At 38.1% G+C, this 19723-nt stretch carries 20 protein-coding genes and 4 pseudogenes; 3 read left to right on the top strand and 21 right to left on the bottom strand.

Annotated elements, in window-relative coordinates:
• Window positions 1–5 precede the first annotated feature (5 nt).
• The 8 genes and pseudogenes from ACZ42F_RS11320 to ACZ42F_RS11285 all read right to left on the bottom strand — a co-directional run bounded on the left by ACZ42F_RS11320 (window position 6) and on the right by ACZ42F_RS11285 (window position 6517).
• Window positions 6–335 carry a flagellar motor protein MotB gene (locus ACZ42F_RS11320; protein ID WP_464279067.1) on the bottom strand — a complete coding sequence of 110 codons (330 nt, stop codon included), beginning with the start codon at window positions 333–335 and terminating at the stop codon, window positions 6–8.
• Window position 336: 1 nt separating this feature from the next.
• Window positions 337–918 (bottom strand): OmpA/MotB family protein, encoded by a 582-nt coding sequence (locus ACZ42F_RS11315; protein WP_464280259.1) that lies wholly within the window; start codon window positions 916–918, stop codon window positions 337–339.
• An 84-nt stretch (window positions 919–1002) separates the two neighbouring features.
• Window positions 1003–1131 (bottom strand): annotated as a pseudogene (locus ACZ42F_RS11310) (flagellar motor protein MotB); the annotation flags it as partial.
• A 28-nt stretch (window positions 1132–1159) separates the two neighbouring features.
• Window positions 1160–1921, bottom strand: coding sequence for a motility protein A (locus ACZ42F_RS11305; RefSeq protein ID WP_464279066.1), 762 nt, complete (start codon window positions 1919–1921; stop codon window positions 1160–1162).
• A 70-nt stretch (window positions 1922–1991) separates the two neighbouring features.
• Window positions 1992–2684, bottom strand: coding sequence for a YggS family pyridoxal phosphate-dependent enzyme (locus tag ACZ42F_RS11300; protein WP_464279065.1), 693 nt, complete (start codon window positions 2682–2684; stop codon window positions 1992–1994).
• Window positions 2677–3599 (bottom strand): annotated as a pseudogene (gene era, locus ACZ42F_RS11295) (GTPase Era). The gene ACZ42F_RS11300 and the pseudogene era overlap by 8 nt, the downstream one beginning before the upstream one ends.
• 12 nt (window positions 3600–3611) lie before the next feature.
• Window positions 3612–6089: a TIGR03960 family B12-binding radical SAM protein gene (locus tag ACZ42F_RS11290; protein WP_464279064.1), complete on the bottom strand. Its 2478-nt coding sequence runs from the start codon at window positions 6087–6089 to the stop codon at window positions 3612–3614.
• Window positions 6090–6166: 77 nt separating this feature from the next.
• Window positions 6167–6517 (bottom strand): hypothetical protein, encoded by a 351-nt coding sequence (locus tag ACZ42F_RS11285; RefSeq protein ID WP_029967290.1) that lies wholly within the window; start codon window positions 6515–6517, stop codon window positions 6167–6169.
• Window positions 6518–6682: 165 nt separating this feature from the next.
• On the opposite strand from ACZ42F_RS11285, the pseudogene ACZ42F_RS11280 reads away from it, so the two are divergent.
• From ACZ42F_RS11280 to ACZ42F_RS11270, 3 genes and pseudogenes are all read left to right on the top strand, one after another.
• Window positions 6683–7183: pseudogene (locus ACZ42F_RS11280) on the top strand (CvpA family protein); the annotation flags it as partial.
• A complete protein-coding gene (locus tag ACZ42F_RS11275; protein WP_464279063.1) occupies window positions 7176–7571 on the top strand; it encodes a MazG nucleotide pyrophosphohydrolase domain-containing protein in 396 nt (131 codons plus the stop codon). The pseudogene ACZ42F_RS11280 and the gene ACZ42F_RS11275, both read left to right, overlap by 8 nt.
• Before the next feature lie 65 nt (window positions 7572–7636).
• On the top strand, window positions 7637–7969 hold the full coding sequence (locus ACZ42F_RS11270) for a MazG nucleotide pyrophosphohydrolase domain-containing protein (protein WP_464279062.1): 333 nt from the start codon (window positions 7637–7639) through the stop codon (window positions 7967–7969).
• Here the strand turns inward: ACZ42F_RS11270 and cmk are convergent.
• From cmk to trxB, 13 genes and pseudogenes are all read right to left on the bottom strand, one after another.
• Window positions 7952–8599, bottom strand: coding sequence for a (d)CMP kinase (gene cmk, locus ACZ42F_RS11265; RefSeq protein ID WP_464279061.1), 648 nt, complete (start codon window positions 8597–8599; stop codon window positions 7952–7954). The genes ACZ42F_RS11270 and cmk overlap by 18 nt on opposite strands.
• A gap of 13 nt (window positions 8600–8612) precedes the next feature.
• Window positions 8613–9704: a histidinol-phosphate transaminase gene (hisC, locus tag ACZ42F_RS11260; RefSeq protein ID WP_464279060.1), complete on the bottom strand. Its 1092-nt coding sequence runs from the start codon at window positions 9702–9704 to the stop codon at window positions 8613–8615.
• Between the two features lie 78 nt (window positions 9705–9782).
• Entirely contained in the window at window positions 9783–11879 is a 2097-nt protein-coding gene (locus tag ACZ42F_RS11255; RefSeq protein ID WP_464279059.1) for a type IV pilus secretin PilQ, read from the bottom strand.
• A pseudogene (locus ACZ42F_RS11250) lies at window positions 11879–12139 on the bottom strand (pilus assembly protein PilP); the annotation flags it as partial. The gene ACZ42F_RS11255 and the pseudogene ACZ42F_RS11250, both read right to left, overlap by 1 nt.
• Before the next feature lie 11 nt (window positions 12140–12150).
• Window positions 12151–12399 (bottom strand): hypothetical protein, encoded by a 249-nt coding sequence (locus tag ACZ42F_RS11245; RefSeq protein ID WP_464279058.1) that lies wholly within the window; start codon window positions 12397–12399, stop codon window positions 12151–12153.
• A gap of 2 nt (window positions 12400–12401) precedes the next feature.
• Window positions 12402–13046, bottom strand: a complete 645-nt coding sequence (locus ACZ42F_RS11240) for a type IV pilus inner membrane component PilO (RefSeq protein WP_464279057.1) — start codon at window positions 13044–13046, stop codon at window positions 12402–12404.
• 7 nt (window positions 13047–13053) lie between these two features.
• Window positions 13054–13521 carry a PilN domain-containing protein gene (locus ACZ42F_RS11235; RefSeq protein ID WP_464279056.1) on the bottom strand — a complete coding sequence of 156 codons (468 nt, stop codon included), beginning with the start codon at window positions 13519–13521 and terminating at the stop codon, window positions 13054–13056.
• Between the two features lie 77 nt (window positions 13522–13598).
• Complete coding sequence (pilM, locus tag ACZ42F_RS11230) at window positions 13599–14645, bottom strand: type IV pilus assembly protein PilM (RefSeq protein WP_464279055.1); 1047 nt, start codon at window positions 14643–14645, stop codon at window positions 13599–13601.
• A gap of 19 nt (window positions 14646–14664) precedes the next feature.
• Window positions 14665–15102, bottom strand: coding sequence for a universal stress protein (locus ACZ42F_RS11225; protein ID WP_029967269.1), 438 nt, complete (start codon window positions 15100–15102; stop codon window positions 14665–14667).
• An 81-nt stretch (window positions 15103–15183) separates the two neighbouring features.
• Complete coding sequence (gene fusA, locus ACZ42F_RS11220; protein WP_029967260.1) at window positions 15184–17232, bottom strand: elongation factor G; 2049 nt, start codon at window positions 17230–17232, stop codon at window positions 15184–15186.
• A complete protein-coding gene (locus ACZ42F_RS11215; RefSeq protein ID WP_029967258.1) occupies window positions 17233–18012 on the bottom strand; it encodes a hypothetical protein in 780 nt (259 codons plus the stop codon).
• A 66-nt stretch (window positions 18013–18078) separates the two neighbouring features.
• A complete protein-coding gene (locus ACZ42F_RS11210) occupies window positions 18079–18804 on the bottom strand; it encodes an outer membrane protein assembly factor BamD (RefSeq protein WP_029967255.1) in 726 nt (241 codons plus the stop codon).
• Complete coding sequence (trxB, locus tag ACZ42F_RS11205; protein WP_464279054.1) at window positions 18797–19723, bottom strand: thioredoxin-disulfide reductase; 927 nt, start codon at window positions 19721–19723, stop codon at window positions 18797–18799. The genes ACZ42F_RS11210 and trxB overlap by 8 nt, the downstream gene beginning before the upstream one ends.

The following is a 19723-nucleotide window of genomic DNA, read 5'->3' as shown; positions in this document are numbered from 1 at the left end:
TTTTTCTAAAGTACTTCTATTAATTTCTTTAGGAAGCACCATATCGGGAAAGAGTAAATCCAAAATCCTTTTCTCTTTTCTAAAATCTCCCATGGCTTTTGCAAAATCTTTTCCAGGACTTTAAACCTATCTTCAATCTTCCCTGTAGAGCGAACATCTAAAAAACCAACATCTTCAGTAAAAACAGAAACCACCTGCCTTACAATACTTTTATCCATGCTGGACATGGATAAAAGTAAAACAAAAAAAGTAAGTAATAAGGTGACCAAATCAGAAAAGGTTACCAGCCAATTAGCCTGGACCTCTCCACCACCTCTTTTTTTGCGTCTGGCCATATTATCTCGTATTATTTAAGTCAAAAATAAAATCTTTATAAATGAATTTATCTTTTTCTACTGGCTTTCTTACTTTAAACTGAGCTATTTCTTCTACTGCCCAGGAAGAAACCCGTTTATCTAACACAATTTCAACCCTTCTATTTTTTTCCCTCCCCTGAGCCCTGGTCTCAGGATAACGAGGACGAAAACGCCCAAAGGCCTCTACCCTGATATTTTCTGGATTTAGCCCCTGCTCTAGCAAATAACGATATACGCTAAGTAATCTTCCCAAAGATAGTTTCCAGGAAAGGTCCAATCCACTATTTTCCTGCAATTTCAAAAATTCCGGACCAAACTCATCCCGCAAGGTAGAGGTATGGCTACGCAAGGCCAAAGGATAGTCCACCTTTTTTAAAATAGGTATTAATTTACTTAATAACTCCTTTCCTTGAGCGGTCAACTGGGTCTTGCCTGGTTCAAAAAGCACTGCTGAATTTATCTCCACAATCTGAATAAAACGATTGGCTATAAAGTTTAAATCCTTATCCTTTTCATCCCAGAGCAAAGGTTTAAGAGCTGCCAAATCTACCACATCTTCCATGGGTCCAGGCTCACCTACCTTCCCCCCTTTGTCTCCAGACAAAACATCCACCCCTTTAGTTCCTATGCCAAAAGAACCAATAATAGAGCCTAAAACTACTTTTATTTTCCTTTCATCTGTCAAAGAAGCCATGGAGAGCAAGAGCACAAAAAAGGTCAGCAACAAAGTCATCATGTCTGAAAAGGTTACCAACCACGCAGGCACTCCTTCTCCTGAACTTTGTTTTTTTCCTTTTTAGCCATTATTCTGACTGCTTACGCAACTTAGGCGGTAAGAAACTATTTAGTTTATCTTCTATTATTCTGGGGTTTTCTCCCTTAGAAATGGAAAGTATCCCCTCTAAAATCATTTCCTTAATTAAGCGCTCTTCCTTACTTCTGGTTTTTAACTTTCCAGCCATGGGATTAAACACCAGGTTGGAAAGAACAGCTCCATAAAAGGTGGTAATCAAAGCTACAGCCATGGAAGGACCAATGGTACTAGGATCATTCATGGTTTGAAGCATCTGAACCAAGCCAATAACAGTACCAATCATACCCATGGCCGGAGCAAAGGCGCCCATAATGCCCAGAATCTCTGCTCCTACTTCATGTCGCTCTTCCATATAGGAAATCTCTGTTTCCAAAATTTCCTGAATGGTTTGAGGTTCCAAACCATCTACAGTTAACTGTAATCCCTTTTGTAAAAAAGGGTCTTTTATTTCTTTTACCAGTGGCTCTAAAGCTAGAATTCCTTCTCTTCTGGCTCTATTGGCATAGTCTATAAAACGCTCTATCACCTGGGTAGGATTTTCTCCTTTGGCAAAAAAGGTATTTTTAATTACTCCAATAACACCCAGCACATGCCCCAAAGGATAGTTTACTAAAGTAGCCCCCAGAGTTCCGCCAAAGACGATAAGCATGGAAGGGACATTGACAAAGACCATGGGGCTTCCACCAGTCACAATTGCCCCAGCCACCAGGCCAAAGGAAAGGACTATTCCAACTATCGTTGCCAGATCCATAAACTACCTCTTAACTACTACTATTGCTTAAATCTTTTCGTCTTTCTCATCCATTATCTTTAGTTAACCTCTAAATTCTAGGGCCAAAAATACGGGTTCCAATTCTCACCAGGGTAGCACCTTCACTAATGGCCTCCTTAAAATCCTGGGTCATTCCCATAGATAAATGCGGTAAACTCAAAGCAAAACGCTTTTCTATTGCTTCTTTTAACTCCCTTAACCTGGCAAAAAGCGGTCTTACCTTTTCTCCACACCAACAAGGAGGCAAAGTCATAAGACCTTGTAATTTAAGTTGTTTGAGCTTTAAAACCTCTTCCACCAAACTAAAAAGCCCTTCTTCTTCCACCCCTGCCTTTTGCTCTTCCTTTCCCAAGTTAACCTGAATCAAAATCTCCTGGACAACCCCTTTCTTCTTGGCTTGTTTATCCAGTTCTCTAGCCAATTTCACTCTATCCACACTGTGAATTAAAGAAAATTTTCCTGCCACATATTTGGCCTTGTTGGTCTGTAAAGCCCCAATAAAATGCCAGTTTAAAGACAGGTTTTTTAATTCTTCTTGCTTGGCCAAGACCTCCTGGACATAATTCTCTCCAAAGTCTTTCTGTCCCAATTGAGCTAAAAACTCTATATCCTTGCTACTGTGCTTCTTAGAAACAGCAACCAGCTTTACTTCTTCTGGATTCCTCCTGGCCTGCACGCAAGCCTCTTTTAACTCTTCTAAAACCTGCTCATAATTTTCTTTTAACTGCTCTGCTCTAGACAACTTGGCCTCCCAATCCCAAGGAAAGTAAAAAACCCGTATTTTCTGTCCATTTGGGTTTAACTTTAACCCACAAATCCAAAAACACTTTTTCCCCAATAATTCTTCCAGTTCCAACCGAGCCTTAGTGCCTACTTCCTTTAACCTACTTCCCCTTTTTCCAATCACAATAGGCTTATGGGATTCTCTGGCCACATAAATAACTGCCCTGATGGTAACCAGATTTTCCTCTTCCAGCCAATCTTCCACCTGTACAGCCAGATAATAAGGTAATTCTTTATCCAGAAGATAAAAAAGCTTCTCCCGGACCAATTCAGCAGCCAGAAAACGTAAAGGTACAGTAGAGACCTGGTCCTCTGGATAAAGTGGTGGTCCATAGGGAAGTTCTCTGGCCACTTTATCCAAAACTTGGGCAACTCCATCTCCATTTAAGGCAGAGATATAAAAAATATCTTTTTCTGGAAAAAACTTTAAGATTTCTTCAGTTAAAGGCAACAAGGTATTCTTATTTTTTATTTTATCCACTTTATTGATTAAGATAAAAACAGGCTTTTCCACCTTACTTAGACGCTCTACTATTAAGCTTACCTCTTTGGCAATTAAATGAGGTTTACGAACATATAAATCTCCATCCAGTACCAAACAAACAACATCTGAAGATTCCAGGCCTGCAAAAGCAGATTTAATTAAAAAATCATTCATTTTACCCTTTTGCTTATGTATTCCTGGAGTATCTAAAAATACAATTTGCAAATTATCTCTGGTTAAAATACCTGTAATTTGGTTTCTAGTGGTTTGGGGTTTAGGGCTAACTATAGCAATTTTTTCTCCTAATATTTGATTTAAAAGCGTGGACTTACCCGCATTGGGTGGACCTATCAGTGCTACTACTCCTGAACGAAAGTCTTCTAACTGCATCTATTTCTCCTTTTAGTTCATATACTGTTTTATTTTTATAACTCTTATCTCTTCTAAATTGGGACGAAATATTTCCTTAATAGCTACAAGGGGATTTATATAGTTAATATCCCAGTTAAAACTTATCAAAATATCTCCTTTTTCTAAGTGTTTCATTTGCATTATGGCCTTTAAATCTAAATTGTGCACTTTTCTTTTGCCTTGCTTGGCAAAAAACCAGTTTTTTTGCTTGTTAAAAAAATCCATTTTAGCCACATAACAGTGTGCTTTAGCCAGAGGATAAGACAATTTAAAATCTTCTCTCCTACTTAGCACTATTTTATCCTTTAAATCAATACGCTCCCAATGAAAAATTCTCAGGCCCTGAGGTAAAAAGGAATTTATCAAGGCAAAACTCTTTTCTTTAACTTCCTGAGCCATAAAAATCTGAAAAATTTCCTCTTCACTCTCCAGCCCCACAGGTAAAGCCCGTCCAAAAGAAATTAAAGGTACAGGGTGAAACCCCTGGGAAAAGGCCAGAGGCAGTTTGGCCCTTCGCAAAGCCCTTTCCATTATCTTTTGTAATTCCAATTGACTTAAATAAGCTGAAAATCCTTTTTTCTTAAACCAGATTCTCCATTGTTCTTTTTTGACTAAAGCCTGCTCCCAATTGGGTTCAATAAAAGAAAACTCCCTGCCCTTCTTTTTATTTAGTTTAGGCACTATTTCCTTACTCTTAAAATCACATACCCCACAGTTGCTACATTTGCCAGAACGACAGTCTTCTGTGGTTTTGGCTTGCAGAGATTTTTTAAGTTCTTTTAGTAAAAACTCCTTTGTCACTCCACAACTTAAATGCTCCCAGGGCAAAGTCTCTGTTAGCTCTCTTTCCCTTAAATATTCTTCCCACTCAATTCCCTCCTGGGCAAAAACCTGCAACCAGGTATCAAAATGCAAAAAATCATCCCAGTTGGAAAGTATTTCTCCCTTTTGATAGGCCTTTACCAGAATAGGAGCCAATTCTCTGCCTGCACGAGAAAAGACACCTTCCAACAAGCTCATCTCTGGATTATGCCACTTAAGGGTAAGTCTTTTATTCTGCTTAAAAAGCTTGCGCAAAAGAGCAATACGCTCCTGCAATTCGCCAAGATTAAGCTGTCTGGACCACTGAAAGGGAGTATGGGCCTTGGGCACAAAAAGAGAAACAGAGGCAGTCAATCTGACCTTTTTATCTGCCTGGGCCAAAATTTTAGTACACAGATGATAAATACCCTCCACATCTTCTTTAGTCTCTGTGGGTAAACCCAACATAAAATAGAGTTTTATCTGTTTCCAGCCCAGGGCAAAAATCTTCTGGGTATATTCCAGAATCTCCTCTTCTTTAATATTTTTATTGATTACATCTCGCAACCGCTGAGTACCAGCCTCTGGAGCCAAAGTAATACCTGTTTTTCTAAGTTTACTTAAAAATAAGATTAACTCTTCAGAAACAGAGCCTACCCTTAAGGAAGGAAGAGATATGGCTACCCTTTCTTGAAAAAGCTTATTTATCACCTGGCAAAAAAGTTCTTCCAGAAGAGTAAAATCCCCAGTACTTAAAGAAAGAAAAGATAATTCCTCATAACCCGTATGAGCCAGGGCTTCTTTAAGATAAGAATTTATTTTTTCTAAACTCCTTTCTCGTACTGGCCTATAAATAAACCCTGCATGACAAAAACGACAACCTCGACTACATCCTCTTGCCACCTCTACTGTCAGGCGATCGTGAACAACCTTGCCATAGGGTAATAAATCTTCAGGTTGAAGGGATACCTGGTTGAAATCAGGATAGGTAAACTTTTTAACTTCTTTATAGTCTGAATAAAGAGGCTGGATAAAATATCCCTTCTTACTTTTATTTATCTCAAAAAAACCGGGAATATATATCCCTGGTTTACTTTTTAAAGACAATAATAATTCTCTTTTGGACCAGCCTTTTTCCTTGGCCTGCAAAAAATCATCTAAAAAATCCAGAAAAAGCCCTTCTCCATCTCCTAAAAACATGAGGTCAAAAAAAGGGGCCACAGGCTCAGCATTAAAGGTTACTCCACCTCCAGCCACTACCAAAGGAAAGTCTTCTCCTCTTTGCTCAGACCAAAAGGGTATTTTACCTAAGTCTAAAATATAAAGACAGGTGGTATAGGCCAGTTCATTGGTAAGGCTAAATCCCAATATGTCTAACCTGGATAAAGGAGTATCACTTTCCAGAGTGGCTAAGGGCTCCTTTTTCTCCCTTAAAATTTGCGCTACTTCCCAAGAAGGTGCATAAACCCTTTCTGCATAATAATCTTTTTGCTGATTAACTAAATTATAAAGTATGCGCTGCCCATAGTAGGACATGCCCACTTCATACAAATCCGGAAAAGCCAGGCCTAAATGGACTTTTACTTTAGTCAAATCCTTATGGATTGAATTAACTTCATTACCCAAATAATGGCTGGGTTTATTAAAAAGAGGTAGATATTGTTTCATTTAGCTCCTCATAAAATAGAAAAGGCAGACCTAGGCCTGCCTTAAATTTAAACCCCAAGAATTTAGCTCCACAATAATTATTTCTTCAAAAGGTCAGAAAAGTCAGTAACTTTCCCTCCAGGCCCAGCTAGCCCTGCCAGATTTTTAAGATCTGCAGGTGAAGACAGGGTCAAATTACTTGAAGCCTCTAAGTATTTTGTCTTTAACTCCTCAGGGACATTTTTGTATTCATATAAAATATGCTTGGCATCTATTTCGCCTTCCAATTCAGTATCAAAGGGATAACCAAAAGGGAGCAATACCATCTGCACCCCACCTTGAGTGGGAACCATCTGTAAGGTGGCTGGATCTGCTAACTTTCCATCTTTCCACTTGGCAAGTACCATATCTCCATTGATTAACTTTACCAGTTTTACCTCATAAGCCATATTATTCTCCTTCTCTCGCAATCTTTTAAAATAATTTATTGAAGTTAATTAGAGATTGGGGTAGTGTCAAGCTGTTCCCAGAACAGAAAAAAATTAGACTCCTAACAGGGAGGAAAAAATGAACTTTTTAGATATCTTTTTTTTAGTTGTAATTTCCTTTTTTTCCTCAGAGGAATTTATAGAGGGCTAGTTCAGGAAGTTTCTTCCTTGGTAGCTCTATTTTTGGGTTTTTTTCTGGCCAATAGATACTGGCAAAAGGTTTTACCTCTAATGGAAGAAATCATTCCCAGTGAAACCTGGGCCAAAATATGTAGTTATTTAGCTGTGCTCATTGGGGTAATGTTTATTATCTTTATCATTTCCACCATTTTAAAGCACCTTTTAAAAATGGCCTTTCTGGGCTGGCTGGATCGCATTGGAGGAGCAGCCATAGGCTTACTTAAGGCGCTCGTGCTTTGTTCTATCTTTTTAATGATTTTAACCTCTTTTTTACCTGCCAGATCAGAGGCATTACAGACCTCAAAACTTGCCCCTTATGTCCATAGAAGCAGTTTATTCCTGGCCAAACTTTTACCCAAAGAATTAAAAGATAGATTTGAGGAAAACAAAAAGACTTTAGAAAGAAAATGGAAGCAAAAATTATTACCAGGAATAGAAAATGAGTAAAAACAGTCTCAACAAGCTCCAGGAAGTAATTGCCACCCTTTTAGGTCCCAATGGCTGTCCCTGGGACAAAAAACAAACCCCTCAAAGTTTGTGCGATTACTTGATAGAAGAATGCTTTGAATTAGTGGAGGCCATAACATCTAAGGACATAGAAAATATTAAAGAAGAACTGGGAGATGTATTTTTTCTTTTATTTTTTCTTATCCATCTTTTTCAAGACCAATTTACTTTAGAGGAAGTTTTTGATTATACTGCAGCCAAGATGATTGGACGACATCCCCATGTTTTTGGAAATAAAAGTATCCAAAATATAGATGAACTTCTTTCTATGTGGGAAAAAATAAAAAAAGAGGAACAAAGAAAAAACAAAAAAAATCCTCTTCTCTAGATTCTATTCCCTCTGCACTTCCACCACTTTTAAGGGCTTATCGAATAAATTCTAAGGCTGCGAGATTGGGATTTACCTGGCCCAATGAAGAAGAGTTGGAGAAAAAACTACAGGAAGAATGGGCGGAGTGGTTAGAAGCTAAAAAAACAGGTAAATTAGAAAAAATGGAAGAAGAACTAGGAGACTATCTCTTTTGCCTTACTGAATATGCCAGGCGTAACCAGATAAAACCCAATACAGCCTTGAATCTGGCCAACCAAAAATTTTTAACCCGCTTTAAACTAATGGAAGAGCTAGCAGAAAAAGGAATTTATCCCTGGAGGACCTATCCCTGCAACAACTGGAAGCTTTGTGGCAAGAAGCCAAAGAACTACAACAAGCTACTTGATATAACTTAATATTTTAAAAAAAACCTCTTCCAAATTTAATTTCGTAGTATCAATAATAATAGCATCTGCAGCTGGATTTAAAGGAGCAATGGGTCTATTGCGGTCCTGTTCGTCTCTTTGCTTAATTTGTTCTAAAATAAGAGTTAAGTCTGCTTCTTTGCCCAACATTTTCAACTGTTTATATCTTCTCTTGGCCCTCTCCTCACAATCGGCATCCAGAAAAAACTTATAATCAGCCTGAGGAAAAACCACTGTACCCATATCCCTGCCTTCTGCTACTAGAGAAGTATTTTCAGCCAGCCGTTGCTGTTCAGCCTTTAAGAAATCCCGTACTACTTTTAACTTACCCAGAGAAGAAGCTAAAAAACCTACCTCTTCTGTTCTAATCTCCTCTCCCAGTTTTTTTTGATTTAAATAAAGAAAGTAGTCCTTTCCTTCTAAAACCAGTTGAAACTGAAAGTTATTTAAAATCGGCTTTAGTTCTTCCTCAGATAAATTAAGCTTGTCCTGGCCCAGGTAATAGGCAAGGCCTCTAAACATAGCGCCGCTGTCCAAGTAGGCTATCTGTAATTTTTCAGCCAGTTTTTTGGCCAAAGTGGTTTTACCCACGCCAGCAGGACCGTCTAAAGTAATTAACACTCTTCCCCACTCCTTACAAAATCTGCTCTAGCGCTTCAATAAACAGTTTATTCTCCTCTTCTGTGCCCACACTTACCCGCAAATACTTATCAAGACCATAGCTTTTTAAAGGCCTAATAATTATACCCTGTTTAAGTAAAGCCTGAAATACTTCCAGGGCATCCTTGGGAGGTCTAAAGAGGATAAAATTGGCCTGAGAAGGGAACACCTGGCATCCCAATGCCTGTAATTTTGTACTTAAAAATTCTCTTCCCTCTATTACTACCCTTCTTGTTTCTCTGTAAAAAAAACTATCCTTTAAAACAGCTAGACCTGCTTTTTCAGCCAAAATATTTACGCTAAAGGGAAGCCTTATACGCCAATAATAATCTGCCAGGTCTTTATGTAAAACAGCATATCCCAGCCTCAGTCCAGCAAGGCCAAAAAGTTTGGAAAAGGTGCGCAAAAAAATCACCTGTGGATATTTAGACCATTCAGTTAAAAAATTATAGTCTTCCTGGGGAGAGGCAAAATCAATATAAGCCTCATCCAAAACCACAAATACCCCTTCTGGTAAACGAGCCAAAAATTCCTGTAACTGCGCTTTAGCAAGGGCATAACCAGAAGGATTATCTGGATTGGTGATAAAGATAAGCCTGGTCTGTTTATCTATTTTTTTTAGCAACCCTTCCAGGTCAAAAGAAAAATCATCCTTAAGAGGAACCTGTTCTAAATTTGCTCCCAAAAGTTTGGCCTGAGTCTTATAAATGCTAAAACAGGGTTTAAAGGCCAGGACCTTATGCTTGGCAGGATCTATTAAGAGACGAAAAAGTAAATCAATAATTTCATCAGAACCGTTCCCCAGGATAATATTTTCTGCTGGTACTTTTAAAAAATCAGCCAGGGCCTGACGTAAAGACTCATTTCCGCCCCTAGGATAGCGAAAAACATAATTTCTATATTTATGCAAAACCTCTGCTACTACAGGAGAAACTCCCAGAGGATTTTCATTACTAGCCAGTTTTATTACTCTACCCAAGTTATACTTTTTTTTGATTTCTTCAATACTAAGACCAGGTTCATAGGCCTTAAACTCCAGTAAGTGTGGTAAGATAAATTGCTTCAACTTTTCTCCCCCTTAAAAAACTAAAGCTCCCTTCTTAAAAAGGGAGCTTTAGTTTAGCTTCTTGTTAAAGGCAAGTTTCTACTTATTCAAGATCTTGGGACGAATAAAAATCAAAAGCTCTTGTTTAGAAACATTTTTATAATCATTTTTAAACAACCACCCCAAAAGAGGTATCCTGTGTAAGCCAGGAACCCTGGTCTGGGATTTATTATCTGTAAGTTTTCTCACTCCTCCAATTACAATGGTCTCGCCATCTTCTACAATCAATTTGGTCTTGGCAGTCTTGGTTTCTATATCGTCTCCTTTGGGAGAGTCATCAGAAATATCCAGGTCTAAAATAACCTTATTGTCTGGAGTAATTTGAGGAGTAACCGTAAGTTTTAATAAAGCATCTTTATACTCTATAGTTGTCCCCCCACTTTCTGATTCTGCAGGAACAGCTATTTTGGTTCCCTGAGTTATTTCAGCCTGCTGGTTATTTAAAGTTACAATCCTGGGAGAAGAAATGGTCTTGGCCAGGTTCTGAGATTCTGCCAGTTTAAGCTCTGCATCCAGGGTAAAGAGATCCTTTCCAGCCACCTTGGCCACCTGACCGGCAAGGGAAAAGTCCAGTGGTCCACTGGAGGGAAAGTTTATGCCACTGGCTCCATATTCTTTATAATATTGGTCTCCTTTTCCATAATATTCTCCTGGATTTTGGAAGCTCCACTTTAAGCCAAAAGCTCGCTGGAAATCGTCTGTAGCATAAACAATTCTGGCTTCAATCAATACCTGTTTTTCTGGCCTATCTAACTTTTCAATTACTGATTTTATTTCTTCAATCCTGCTTCTAATATCTTCTACAATAAGCTGATTGGTCCTGCTATCAGCAGTAAGTTTACCTCTATCCGAAAGGAAAGATTTTACCTTTGGCTCCAGCTCTGCAGCTGTAGTATAGTTTATTTGAATATATTCTCTTTCCAAAGGTTCGAGTTTTTTCATGCTCTCTTTGGCTCTCTGGGCTTCTTCTCTTGCCTTTTGAATGGCTTCTCTTTCAGCTCTTAACTTTTCCTGGGTGGCTACCCGCATAATATTGCCCCTGATCACCACCCCTAAATTCTTCTGGAGTAAAACCAGATCCAGGGCCTGATCCCAGGGTATGTTGTAAAGCCTTAAAGAAATTTTTCCTGTTACTCCATCGTCAATAATCAGGTTATAATTTTCCACTGAAGCTAACAAACGTAAAACATTTTCCACATCTGCATCTTGCAAATCAATGGAAATAAGCTTGCCCGTATATGTTTTCTTCATTCCAGGCAGTAAGGTATTTAATTCTGGTAAATCTGCCTGTTGCTGCTGCTTAAAATCCTGTTCCAATTTGGCCTGTTCTTCTGCACTTGGCTTTTGTTTGAAATCATCAGAGGTCAAAAAGACCAAGGCTGTCTTCCCTTCAATCATATCCAAGTTAAAGGGAACTTTTTCCTCTGTTAATAAGACCATTTCCACCTGGTTTTGTTTATTCTGAAAAAATGCACTGCGAATAGGCGTATTAAACTTTTCTAAACGAAAAATCTTTTCATAATTTTTAACCAGCTTGGCCTTATTGATGGTTAAATAGATTTTATTCTCTTTACTTTTTTTAGGAACAATATCCAAAATACCTTTAGAATCAAAAAGAACTATTAAATTTCCTTTTTTATTTTTTAAAAAAGATACCTGCTTAATTTTTTGAATAGTCTTATCTTTTTCAACCAGTTTTTGTATTTCTTTGGAAGGGATAAAAGCAACTTCTAAAGTATTATCTTTACCTCTACTAAGTAAAAATTGACAGGGCTTATTTAGTTTAACTTCTAACTTATTTGCGGTAGGCCCCAAAGCTGGAAAATATTTTAAAGAAGAAACTACTCCTTTAGGTAAGGGTAAAGTTTCCTTGGAATAGGCAGGAAAAAATTCCAGGCTAAAACTTAAATCCTCCATAAAGGGGTTTACTGTAATCCCTTCTGGCAATACTAGCCTTAAAAGAGTCCTATCCCCCTGCTTTACTAAACTAATCGCTTTAAGCTCTTCCTTGGGCTGTAAATTTTCTTTCTGCTCAAGAAGGGTTGTCTCCTGAGTGGGAGTTACCACTTCTTTTTGCTTAGGTGCACAGGAAAACAAAAAAATCAAACTACTAATAAAAATAAATACTCTACTCATTATTCTTCTCCCTTTTTGGGGTGAAGTTTTAAAGCTACTTTTTTCTTTTCCACTTCTCCAAAAATGTTTGCCACTTCTTCCTCCACTATAATTGTATCTGGAGTAATTTTTACTACCTTACCTTCATTTCTACCCACTACCATACCTTTTTCTAAAAGAAAGCCCTTGCCATCTGGAAGCTCTACCATGGCCCTAGCCTGATTGGGATTTTCAGGCTCCCACAATATACCTATAACCTTTAGCTGAGTTACATCCACTCTTTCTAAAGGGCTTAAGGTGCCTTTTTTCTTTTTTTAGCAGTTAAGCGCTCATTTACCTTATTAATAAAAGGGACAAAAGGGTCCACCTTTCCCCGTGCTTCATAACGGTAAGCCGGAGGCTTTATCCATTCTGGAATATTACTCAGTGCTTCTATAAATTTTTCGCTCTCTTCTTTAACCGAGGAAGCATTCTCTGCCTGAGCGAAGCTAGGCAAAAACATTATACAGATTCCGATCAAAAGCAACTTTATCTCTTTCACTTTTATTTCCTTCTTTTCTTCTTAGCCTCGTTCTTTGCTTGCTCTGCTTGTGCTTTTATTTCAGCTTCAGTCAAAGCCCTATAGACCTCTAAAGTACAATCTACAGAAAGCCTACTCACCTGACCTTGAGGTCCTTGAGGAGAAAATTTTACAGAGCGCAAGCTCACCAACCTATTTAAACGACTAAGTTCATCTAGGTAGCTTACAATATTATGAAAACTACCTAACACCCTGATATTAACCAACCTAGCAGCATAAAAATCATACTTGGTTTCACTTAAAGGTCTAAAATAAGCAAATTCTATTCCCTTTTCCAGTCCCATCTTCTCAAAAGAAGCCAGAACCTTCTCTAAAGCCTTGGCATCTTCTGGCAGTAAGTTTTTAGCTATAAAAAATTGTTTTTCATAAAAACTAAGATCTTTCTTTACCTTATTTAAATTAGCCGCTATCACTCTAAATCTGGTAATATCTCTATCCAATTGTACCAAATTAGCCTCTATCCTGTCTTTTGTATCCAGAAGAGGAACAAGAAAAAAATAAGCCCACCCCCCTAGCATCAAAAGCAAAATTCCACTATAAACCAACCAGCGCTTCCACAAGGGAAACTTAAAAAACATTTTAACCTGTTCTTCTAATTTATTAGCCATAATACTTCTAAGCTTCTCCTGCTCTAAGGTTACAGGTAAATTCTACCAGTTCATAGTTACCTATTTTAGTCTTACTTGTGACCACTATATCTACCATCTTAATATAAGGAGATTTTTTCAATTGTTCAATATAAAAAGACAAAACCTGGTTATCTAAAGCCACACCTATTATAGTAATAGAACCAGACGCGTCCAAATTTAAATCTTTATACCAAATTTTATCTTCTGGCAGAGAAGATATTAAAGCATCTATAAATAAAACTGGTAAAATTTGTCGTTGTCTTATCTTCTTTATAACCTCTAGTTTCTTTTGAATGTCTTCTACATCTTTTTTCAAATTATTAACCTTGGCAATCAAACTTTGCAGGGATCTTTTCTCTTTTGTTTTTTGTTCTTCTACTGTTTTTAAATAATCTATCTTCACTCCCACCCACCAATTAACAGCAACACATCCTCCCAGTAAAACAATTAACAAAAAAATAAAAATCCAAAAATCACCTTTTATAGGTAATTTTTTCTTTTTTCTAAGACATTTAAATTTATTCTTAACACTTAAAACACCCCTCTTAAGGCTAAACCTGTTGCCACTACCATCTGTCTTTTTATTTCATCTAAATATTTTAAATCAAAGTTTTTAACACTCTTTTCCATTTTTCTCCAGGGATCTAAATAATCTACAGTTAAAGAAAATTCTTTAGCTAAACTCTCCTCCAGGGCCAGGATATAAGAACTTCCTCCTGATAAAAACACTTTTTTCACTTCTTGAGCCTTAGGGTAAGTAGTGGCGTAAAAATTAATAACCTTACGCACTTCTCCTATCCACATGCCTATTTCCTCATAGATCAATTTAGTTACTAAAGTTTTTTGACTAGGCTCAAGATTAGTAGCCCCCTGTAGTTTTACCTGTTCAGCATCCTCTAAACTCAAACCAAGCCCTTCTGCAATACGCAAAGTAAGGTTAGCTCCACCAAAAGGCATCTCTCTAAAAATACTTAGCTCTCCTTCAGAAAAAACAGCAAAAATACTTTGTTTTTCTCCAATATCAAAGAGGAAAGAACTTTTATCCATCTCTTCTGGATAATTAAATTCAAAAACATTAGCCAGAGCAAAGGCATCTAAGTCAATTACATCTATTTTTATTTGAGCCCTTTTAAATAACTCATTTAAGTTTTCTACCAGCTGTTTTTTACAAGCTACCAAATAAACTTCAAAGCCCTTTTCCTGCTTTTTGCTTTTCATTATTTGATAGTCCAGCACCACATCGTTAATATCAAAGGGAATATACTGCTTGGCTTCTTTAAAAACTACCTTTTCCAGTTCATCCTCATCTTTGGCCTTAAAGACTACCCTTTTAACAATTACAGACTGTCCACTAAAAGAAGTATTTACCACCTCTTTCTTTTTTATACCCAAGCTCTTAAAAAAGGCTTCCAAATGCTTGACAAATTCATCTGGACCTCTTTGCTCTTCAGAAAAGAGACCTCTACCCACTCTATCTAAAACAACCTTTTTCCCTTTCTTCTTTAAGCCAACCAGCTTAACCCATCTAGCTCCCAGGTCCAGACCAAAAGAAGTATTTTTCTTACTACTAATAAACACCTCTAAAAAGCTCCTTTGCTTAAGGACGAACAGTAAGCACTGGCATTTTTGCTCCTTTTACCACCTTTTCAGCCACAGAGCCAAACAAAATCCTATCTATCCCCTTACGCCCATGTGTACCCATTACTATCAAATCTACCTCTTCTTTTTCAGCTACTTCTAAAATCTCTTCTGCTGCATAACCAGTTTTTACTATGCCTTGAGCGGAAACAGATTCAAAATTTTCCTGAATAAAAACTTCCATGGTTTTTTCCGCACCTGAAACTATTTCTCCCACAAAAGTTTCAATAGAGGCAGGAGGGACATGAAACCCTACATATTGGGAAAGAGAAGGAGCTACATACAAAACAACAACTTCTCCTTCCAGGGCCCTGGCTAAGGTAGCTGCATAATCTGCTACCTTTTTACTCATATCTGAAAAATCCACTGCACATAAAATCTTTTTTATACTGGCCATAACATTTCCTCCTTTTATTAAGAGCTTCAATAAATTATAAAAAAAAAATGACAACTAATTTTTTAAATAATTTATTAAAAATTAAAACTCCAGCACATCAAAAGAATGAAATTTCATAAGCATATTAGCCCGTCCTTGGGTAGCAGAACGCAAATCTGTAGAAAAACCAAACATTTTCTTTAAAGGAGCCAAGGCCTGTACTATCTTTTGTCCTCCTCTTTCCAAAATATTTTCCACTTTTCCGCCTTTACTGCCAATAAGTCCCACACATTCTCCTACAAAATCCTCTGGCGTATATACTTCCAGAGACATAATAGGCTCTAAAAGCTGAGGATTAGCATTTTTCAAAGCTTCCTTTAAGGCTTTTACTGCAGCCATTCTATAACCTATATCAGTAGCTCCTTCTTTTTGTTTAAGTTCAATCACTCGCACCAAAATATCCTGAACAGGATAGCCCTTTAAAATGCCCGATTGCAGACCATCTTCTAAACCCTGGTACACACTTTCCACTATATTTTGAGACCAGGCTTGAGTATCCACTTCCAGACGAATTTCTTTGCCACTACCTCTGGGCTTTGGTTCTACTTCCAAAACTACTCCACCGTAATGGAAATCATCTCCCAGTTCTTTAGCAAATTCTCCTTCTCCTCTGGCTTTATTTTTAATGGTTTCTTGGTAAACCACCTGAGGATTGCCAGATCTAAATTCCACCTTATACTCTCTTTTAAGTCTATCCATTACCACTTCTAAATGGAGCTCTCCCATGCCAGAAAGAATAATTTGCTGAGTATCTTCATCTCTTTCCAAAAGTAAGGTAGGGTCTTCCTGTAAAATTTTATCCAGAGCTTCCAATAACTTTTCTTCTTCTGCATTATTCTTAGGCTCCAAGGCCACTGCAATAACCGGCTTATATTCGCTAATTTTTTCCAAAATAAGAGGGGCTTCCCTATTGGCGAGGGTATCTCCTGTTTTAGAAAGCTTCAGTCCTGCTAAAGCAACAATTTCTCCAGCCCGTGCTTCCTCCACCTTTTCCTTATGATTGGCGTGCAAGCGAAAAATCCTGGCTACCCGTTCTTCTTTTTCCTGGGTAACATTAAAAACTATCTCTCCTGCTTTAATCTTCCCGGAATAAATCCTGGCTAAAACCAACTTTCTTCCGGTTTCCATGGATACTTTAAAGACCAAAGCAGACAGTGGGGCCTTAGAAGAAATGGGAAAGGAAACTTTTTTCTTAGTTTGAGGCTCTATACCTTCTATTTGAGGCACATCCAAAGGAGAAGGAAAATAATCAATTACCCCATCCAATAAAGGTTGGACACCTATATTCTTTAAAGCAGAACCCGCATATACCGGAACTATTTTCCCCTGTAAAACCAGTTCTCTTAGTTTTTGTTTGATAAGTTCTGGTTGCAATTCCTGTGCTTCCAGATACCTTTCCATTACCTCATCATCTAAATCAGCTATCCTTTCTATTAGCTCAGTCTTATAGTTATCTACTTCTGCCTGTTCTTCTGGTGTCAGGTCTAAATATTCATAGCTCCTTCCCTGGTCTTCTGCACTGAAAACAATCTTTTTTTCTCTTAAAATATCAAAAACTCCCTTAAAATCATCTCCTTCTCCCCAGGGCGCCTGTAAAACAACTGGATTGGCCTTTAATTTTTTTCTAATCTCCCAAAGTACACTTTTAAAATCTGCTCCCAATCTATCCATTTTATTGATAAAGGCTATTTTAGGAATCTTGTATTTTTCTGACTGGTGCCAAACAGTTTCACTTTGAGGTTCTACCCCTCCCACTGCACAAAAAACAGCAATTGCTCCATCTAAGACCCTTAAAGCCCTTTCTACTTCAATAGTAAAATCCACATGCCCTGGAGTATCAATCAGGTTTACCTGTTTATCTCTCCAATTAAAGGTAGTACAAGCAGAAACAATTGTAATACCTCTTTCCTGTTCCTGAGGAAGATAGTCCATCGTAGCAGTGCCTTCGTGCACTTCTCCCATGCGATGAATTTTTTGAGAATAAAAAAGGATTCGTTCACTTAAAGTAGTTTTTCCCGCATCAATATGAGCTATAATACCAATATTTCTAATCTGCTCCAGATATTTATCTGCGCCTTTAGCTACTCCCATCTAAGACCTCCTGCTTATAAAGACATACTTTTCAAACGCCCAGGTCCAATTAAAATCCGGCCAAATCCAGCTAGTTTCTTCTCCAGGAGCAAGAGTAAGCTTGGCAAAGGATGTTTTTTGAGATCCTATTTCCAGAAAAAAGTCCCTTTCTCTTTCTTCTAAAGGCTTTACAGGTGCATCTTCTTTACCCCAGGAAGCATAAAAGGTGGTATGAGGATTAGCCCAGAGCAAATTCTCTAAATTTATTTTTTCCTGTTCCTCCCAAATAACACCCCTGGTAAGAGGAGTTTGCCAAAACACAGATTTCAGCCACCTGGAATTAAATCCAAAATAAAAAACTGGTCTTTGTTGACAATTTAAAAACTCAATCACTCTCTTTTTTTTGCCCCAGGCCAGATAATATCCCCCAGCCAGCTCCAGCCCCACAAATATCTCTGCTTTTATTTTGGTTTTGGAACCCAACAAAACCACTCCTATTTTTTCCACTCCAGCTAAAAGCAAAGGAATAAATAAGGCCAAGATTTGATTAACAGCAAAAAAACCTTCCTCCACCAAAAAAATCACTTCTTTTTTGGGAGAAAAACCTTCTTCCAGTTCAAAAAGGGAGTAGTTTTTTTTACAAACGCTTAGCTTAAGCTCTTTTAAATATTGATAGTACTCGGTAAGTTCATAGATTTGTTTTTTAAAAAAAGCCCTTTTTTTATCTCCAACCCTTTCATAAGCCTGAGATAGATATTTTTCTTCAACTGCATAAGTATCAAAAAAAGCATTCCAGTCCATTTCCTAGCCTCGCCCCAAAGATACAAAAAAAGCGGCTAAAAGCCGCTTTTTGTTTACCTATTTTTTTTACAACCAGTCAAAAAACCTTTTCCAGGACCCTTCTTCCTTTTCTTTGGCCTCCTTAGCCTTTGCTTCTTGCCAGCGCAAATAGGCCAAGTCCCTTCGTTGACTTGCATAAGCCACAACTTCTGGCAAATCAGCATATTCCTTTTCCACATATTTATATCTAAGCCAGGCCGCTTTAAACTGCTCTGTACGCCAGTAAAAATCCGCTACATATAACTCATGCTCAGCCATTAAAAACCTACATTTGCGCAAATACTTCTTGGCTTCTTGAGCATATTTGTTTTCTGGATAGGTCTCTATAAGCCGCTGAAAAAAGGAGTAAGCTTCAGCAATATTCGTATAGGGTTTATCCGCAGATTCAAATTGCTTGAGATTGGACAGGCCAATTTTTAAAAGCACATAAGGAACTGCCTCATGTCTGGGGTGAAGGGCTTCAAATTCCTTATAAACCTCACTGGCTGCTTTATATTCCCCCACCAGGAAATAGGCATCTCCCAAACTCACTTCTGCCTCAGGCGTATAGGGAGAGAAAGGATATCTATCTTTTAATTTGGTAAAATACTCAATGGCCCGGTCATAATCCTTTTCTTGCAAGGCATCATATCCAGCTTGTGCCAATTCCTGGGCAGTATCCTCTGGAGGAGTTAAAAAAAAGTAATCCACTACTCCACAACCACTTATTAAAAAAAAGAGGAGAGTTACGATTAATAGCTTTACCCTAGTCATCTAACTGCTCCAGATAATTGGCCACATTAAATCCAGCACAAGCTCCATCTCCTACAGCAGTGGACACCTGCCGACAATTTTTCGCTCTAATATCACCTGCAGCATATATGCCTTTTATATTGGTCTGCATCTCACTATCTGTAAGCACAAAGCCTCTCTCATCTTTTTTAACTTCTGGAGGTAAAAACTCGCTATTGGGCTCCACTCCAATAAAAATAAAGGCTCCACTCACTTCCAGCTCACTGGTGTTTCCATTTTTTACATTCTTTAAAACAACCTTTTCCAGACTCTCCTGTCCTTTGAACTCTTCCACCACGCTATCCCAGATTACTTCTATCTTTGGATTAGCCAGCACCTTTTCCTGATAGATTTTAGTGCCTCTAAATTTATCTCGCCTGTGAATGAGATAAATCTTTTTTACTATCTTAGAAAGATACAAAGATTCTTCTAAAGCAGTATCTCCACCTCCAATACAGGCTACCACTTGATCGCGAAAAAAATTACCATCACAAATGGCACAGTAGGAAATACCCTTGCCAGCCAATTCCTGCTCTCCTGGGACCCCCAGTTTCCTCCATCTGGCCCCACTGGCCACTACCAGAGCCTTTACCTGCACTGTGGATTCTTCTAAATGTAGAGTATGGTATTTATCTCCCACTTCTATCTTTTTTACCTCCCCAAAGTGCTTATGTAATCCTTCATATTTTTCCACTTGCGCAGCAAAGGCGTCTGCCAGTTCAAAGCCTGTGATGCCTTCGGGAAAACCAGGATAATTCTCTATCTTTTCTGTTAGTAAAACCTGCCCTCCAGGGCTTAGCTTTTCTACCAAAAGCACCTTGCGTCTAGCTCTCAAAAGATAAAGGGCGGCCGTCAGCCCTGCTGGACCGCCCCCAATCACTGCTACCTCAAACTTATCCAT

It is taken from the genome of Desulfonauticus autotrophicus, assembly GCF_055381725.1.
Note: the sequence above shows the minus strand (reverse complement) of the source record. Positions and strands in the feature narration are given on the sequence as shown.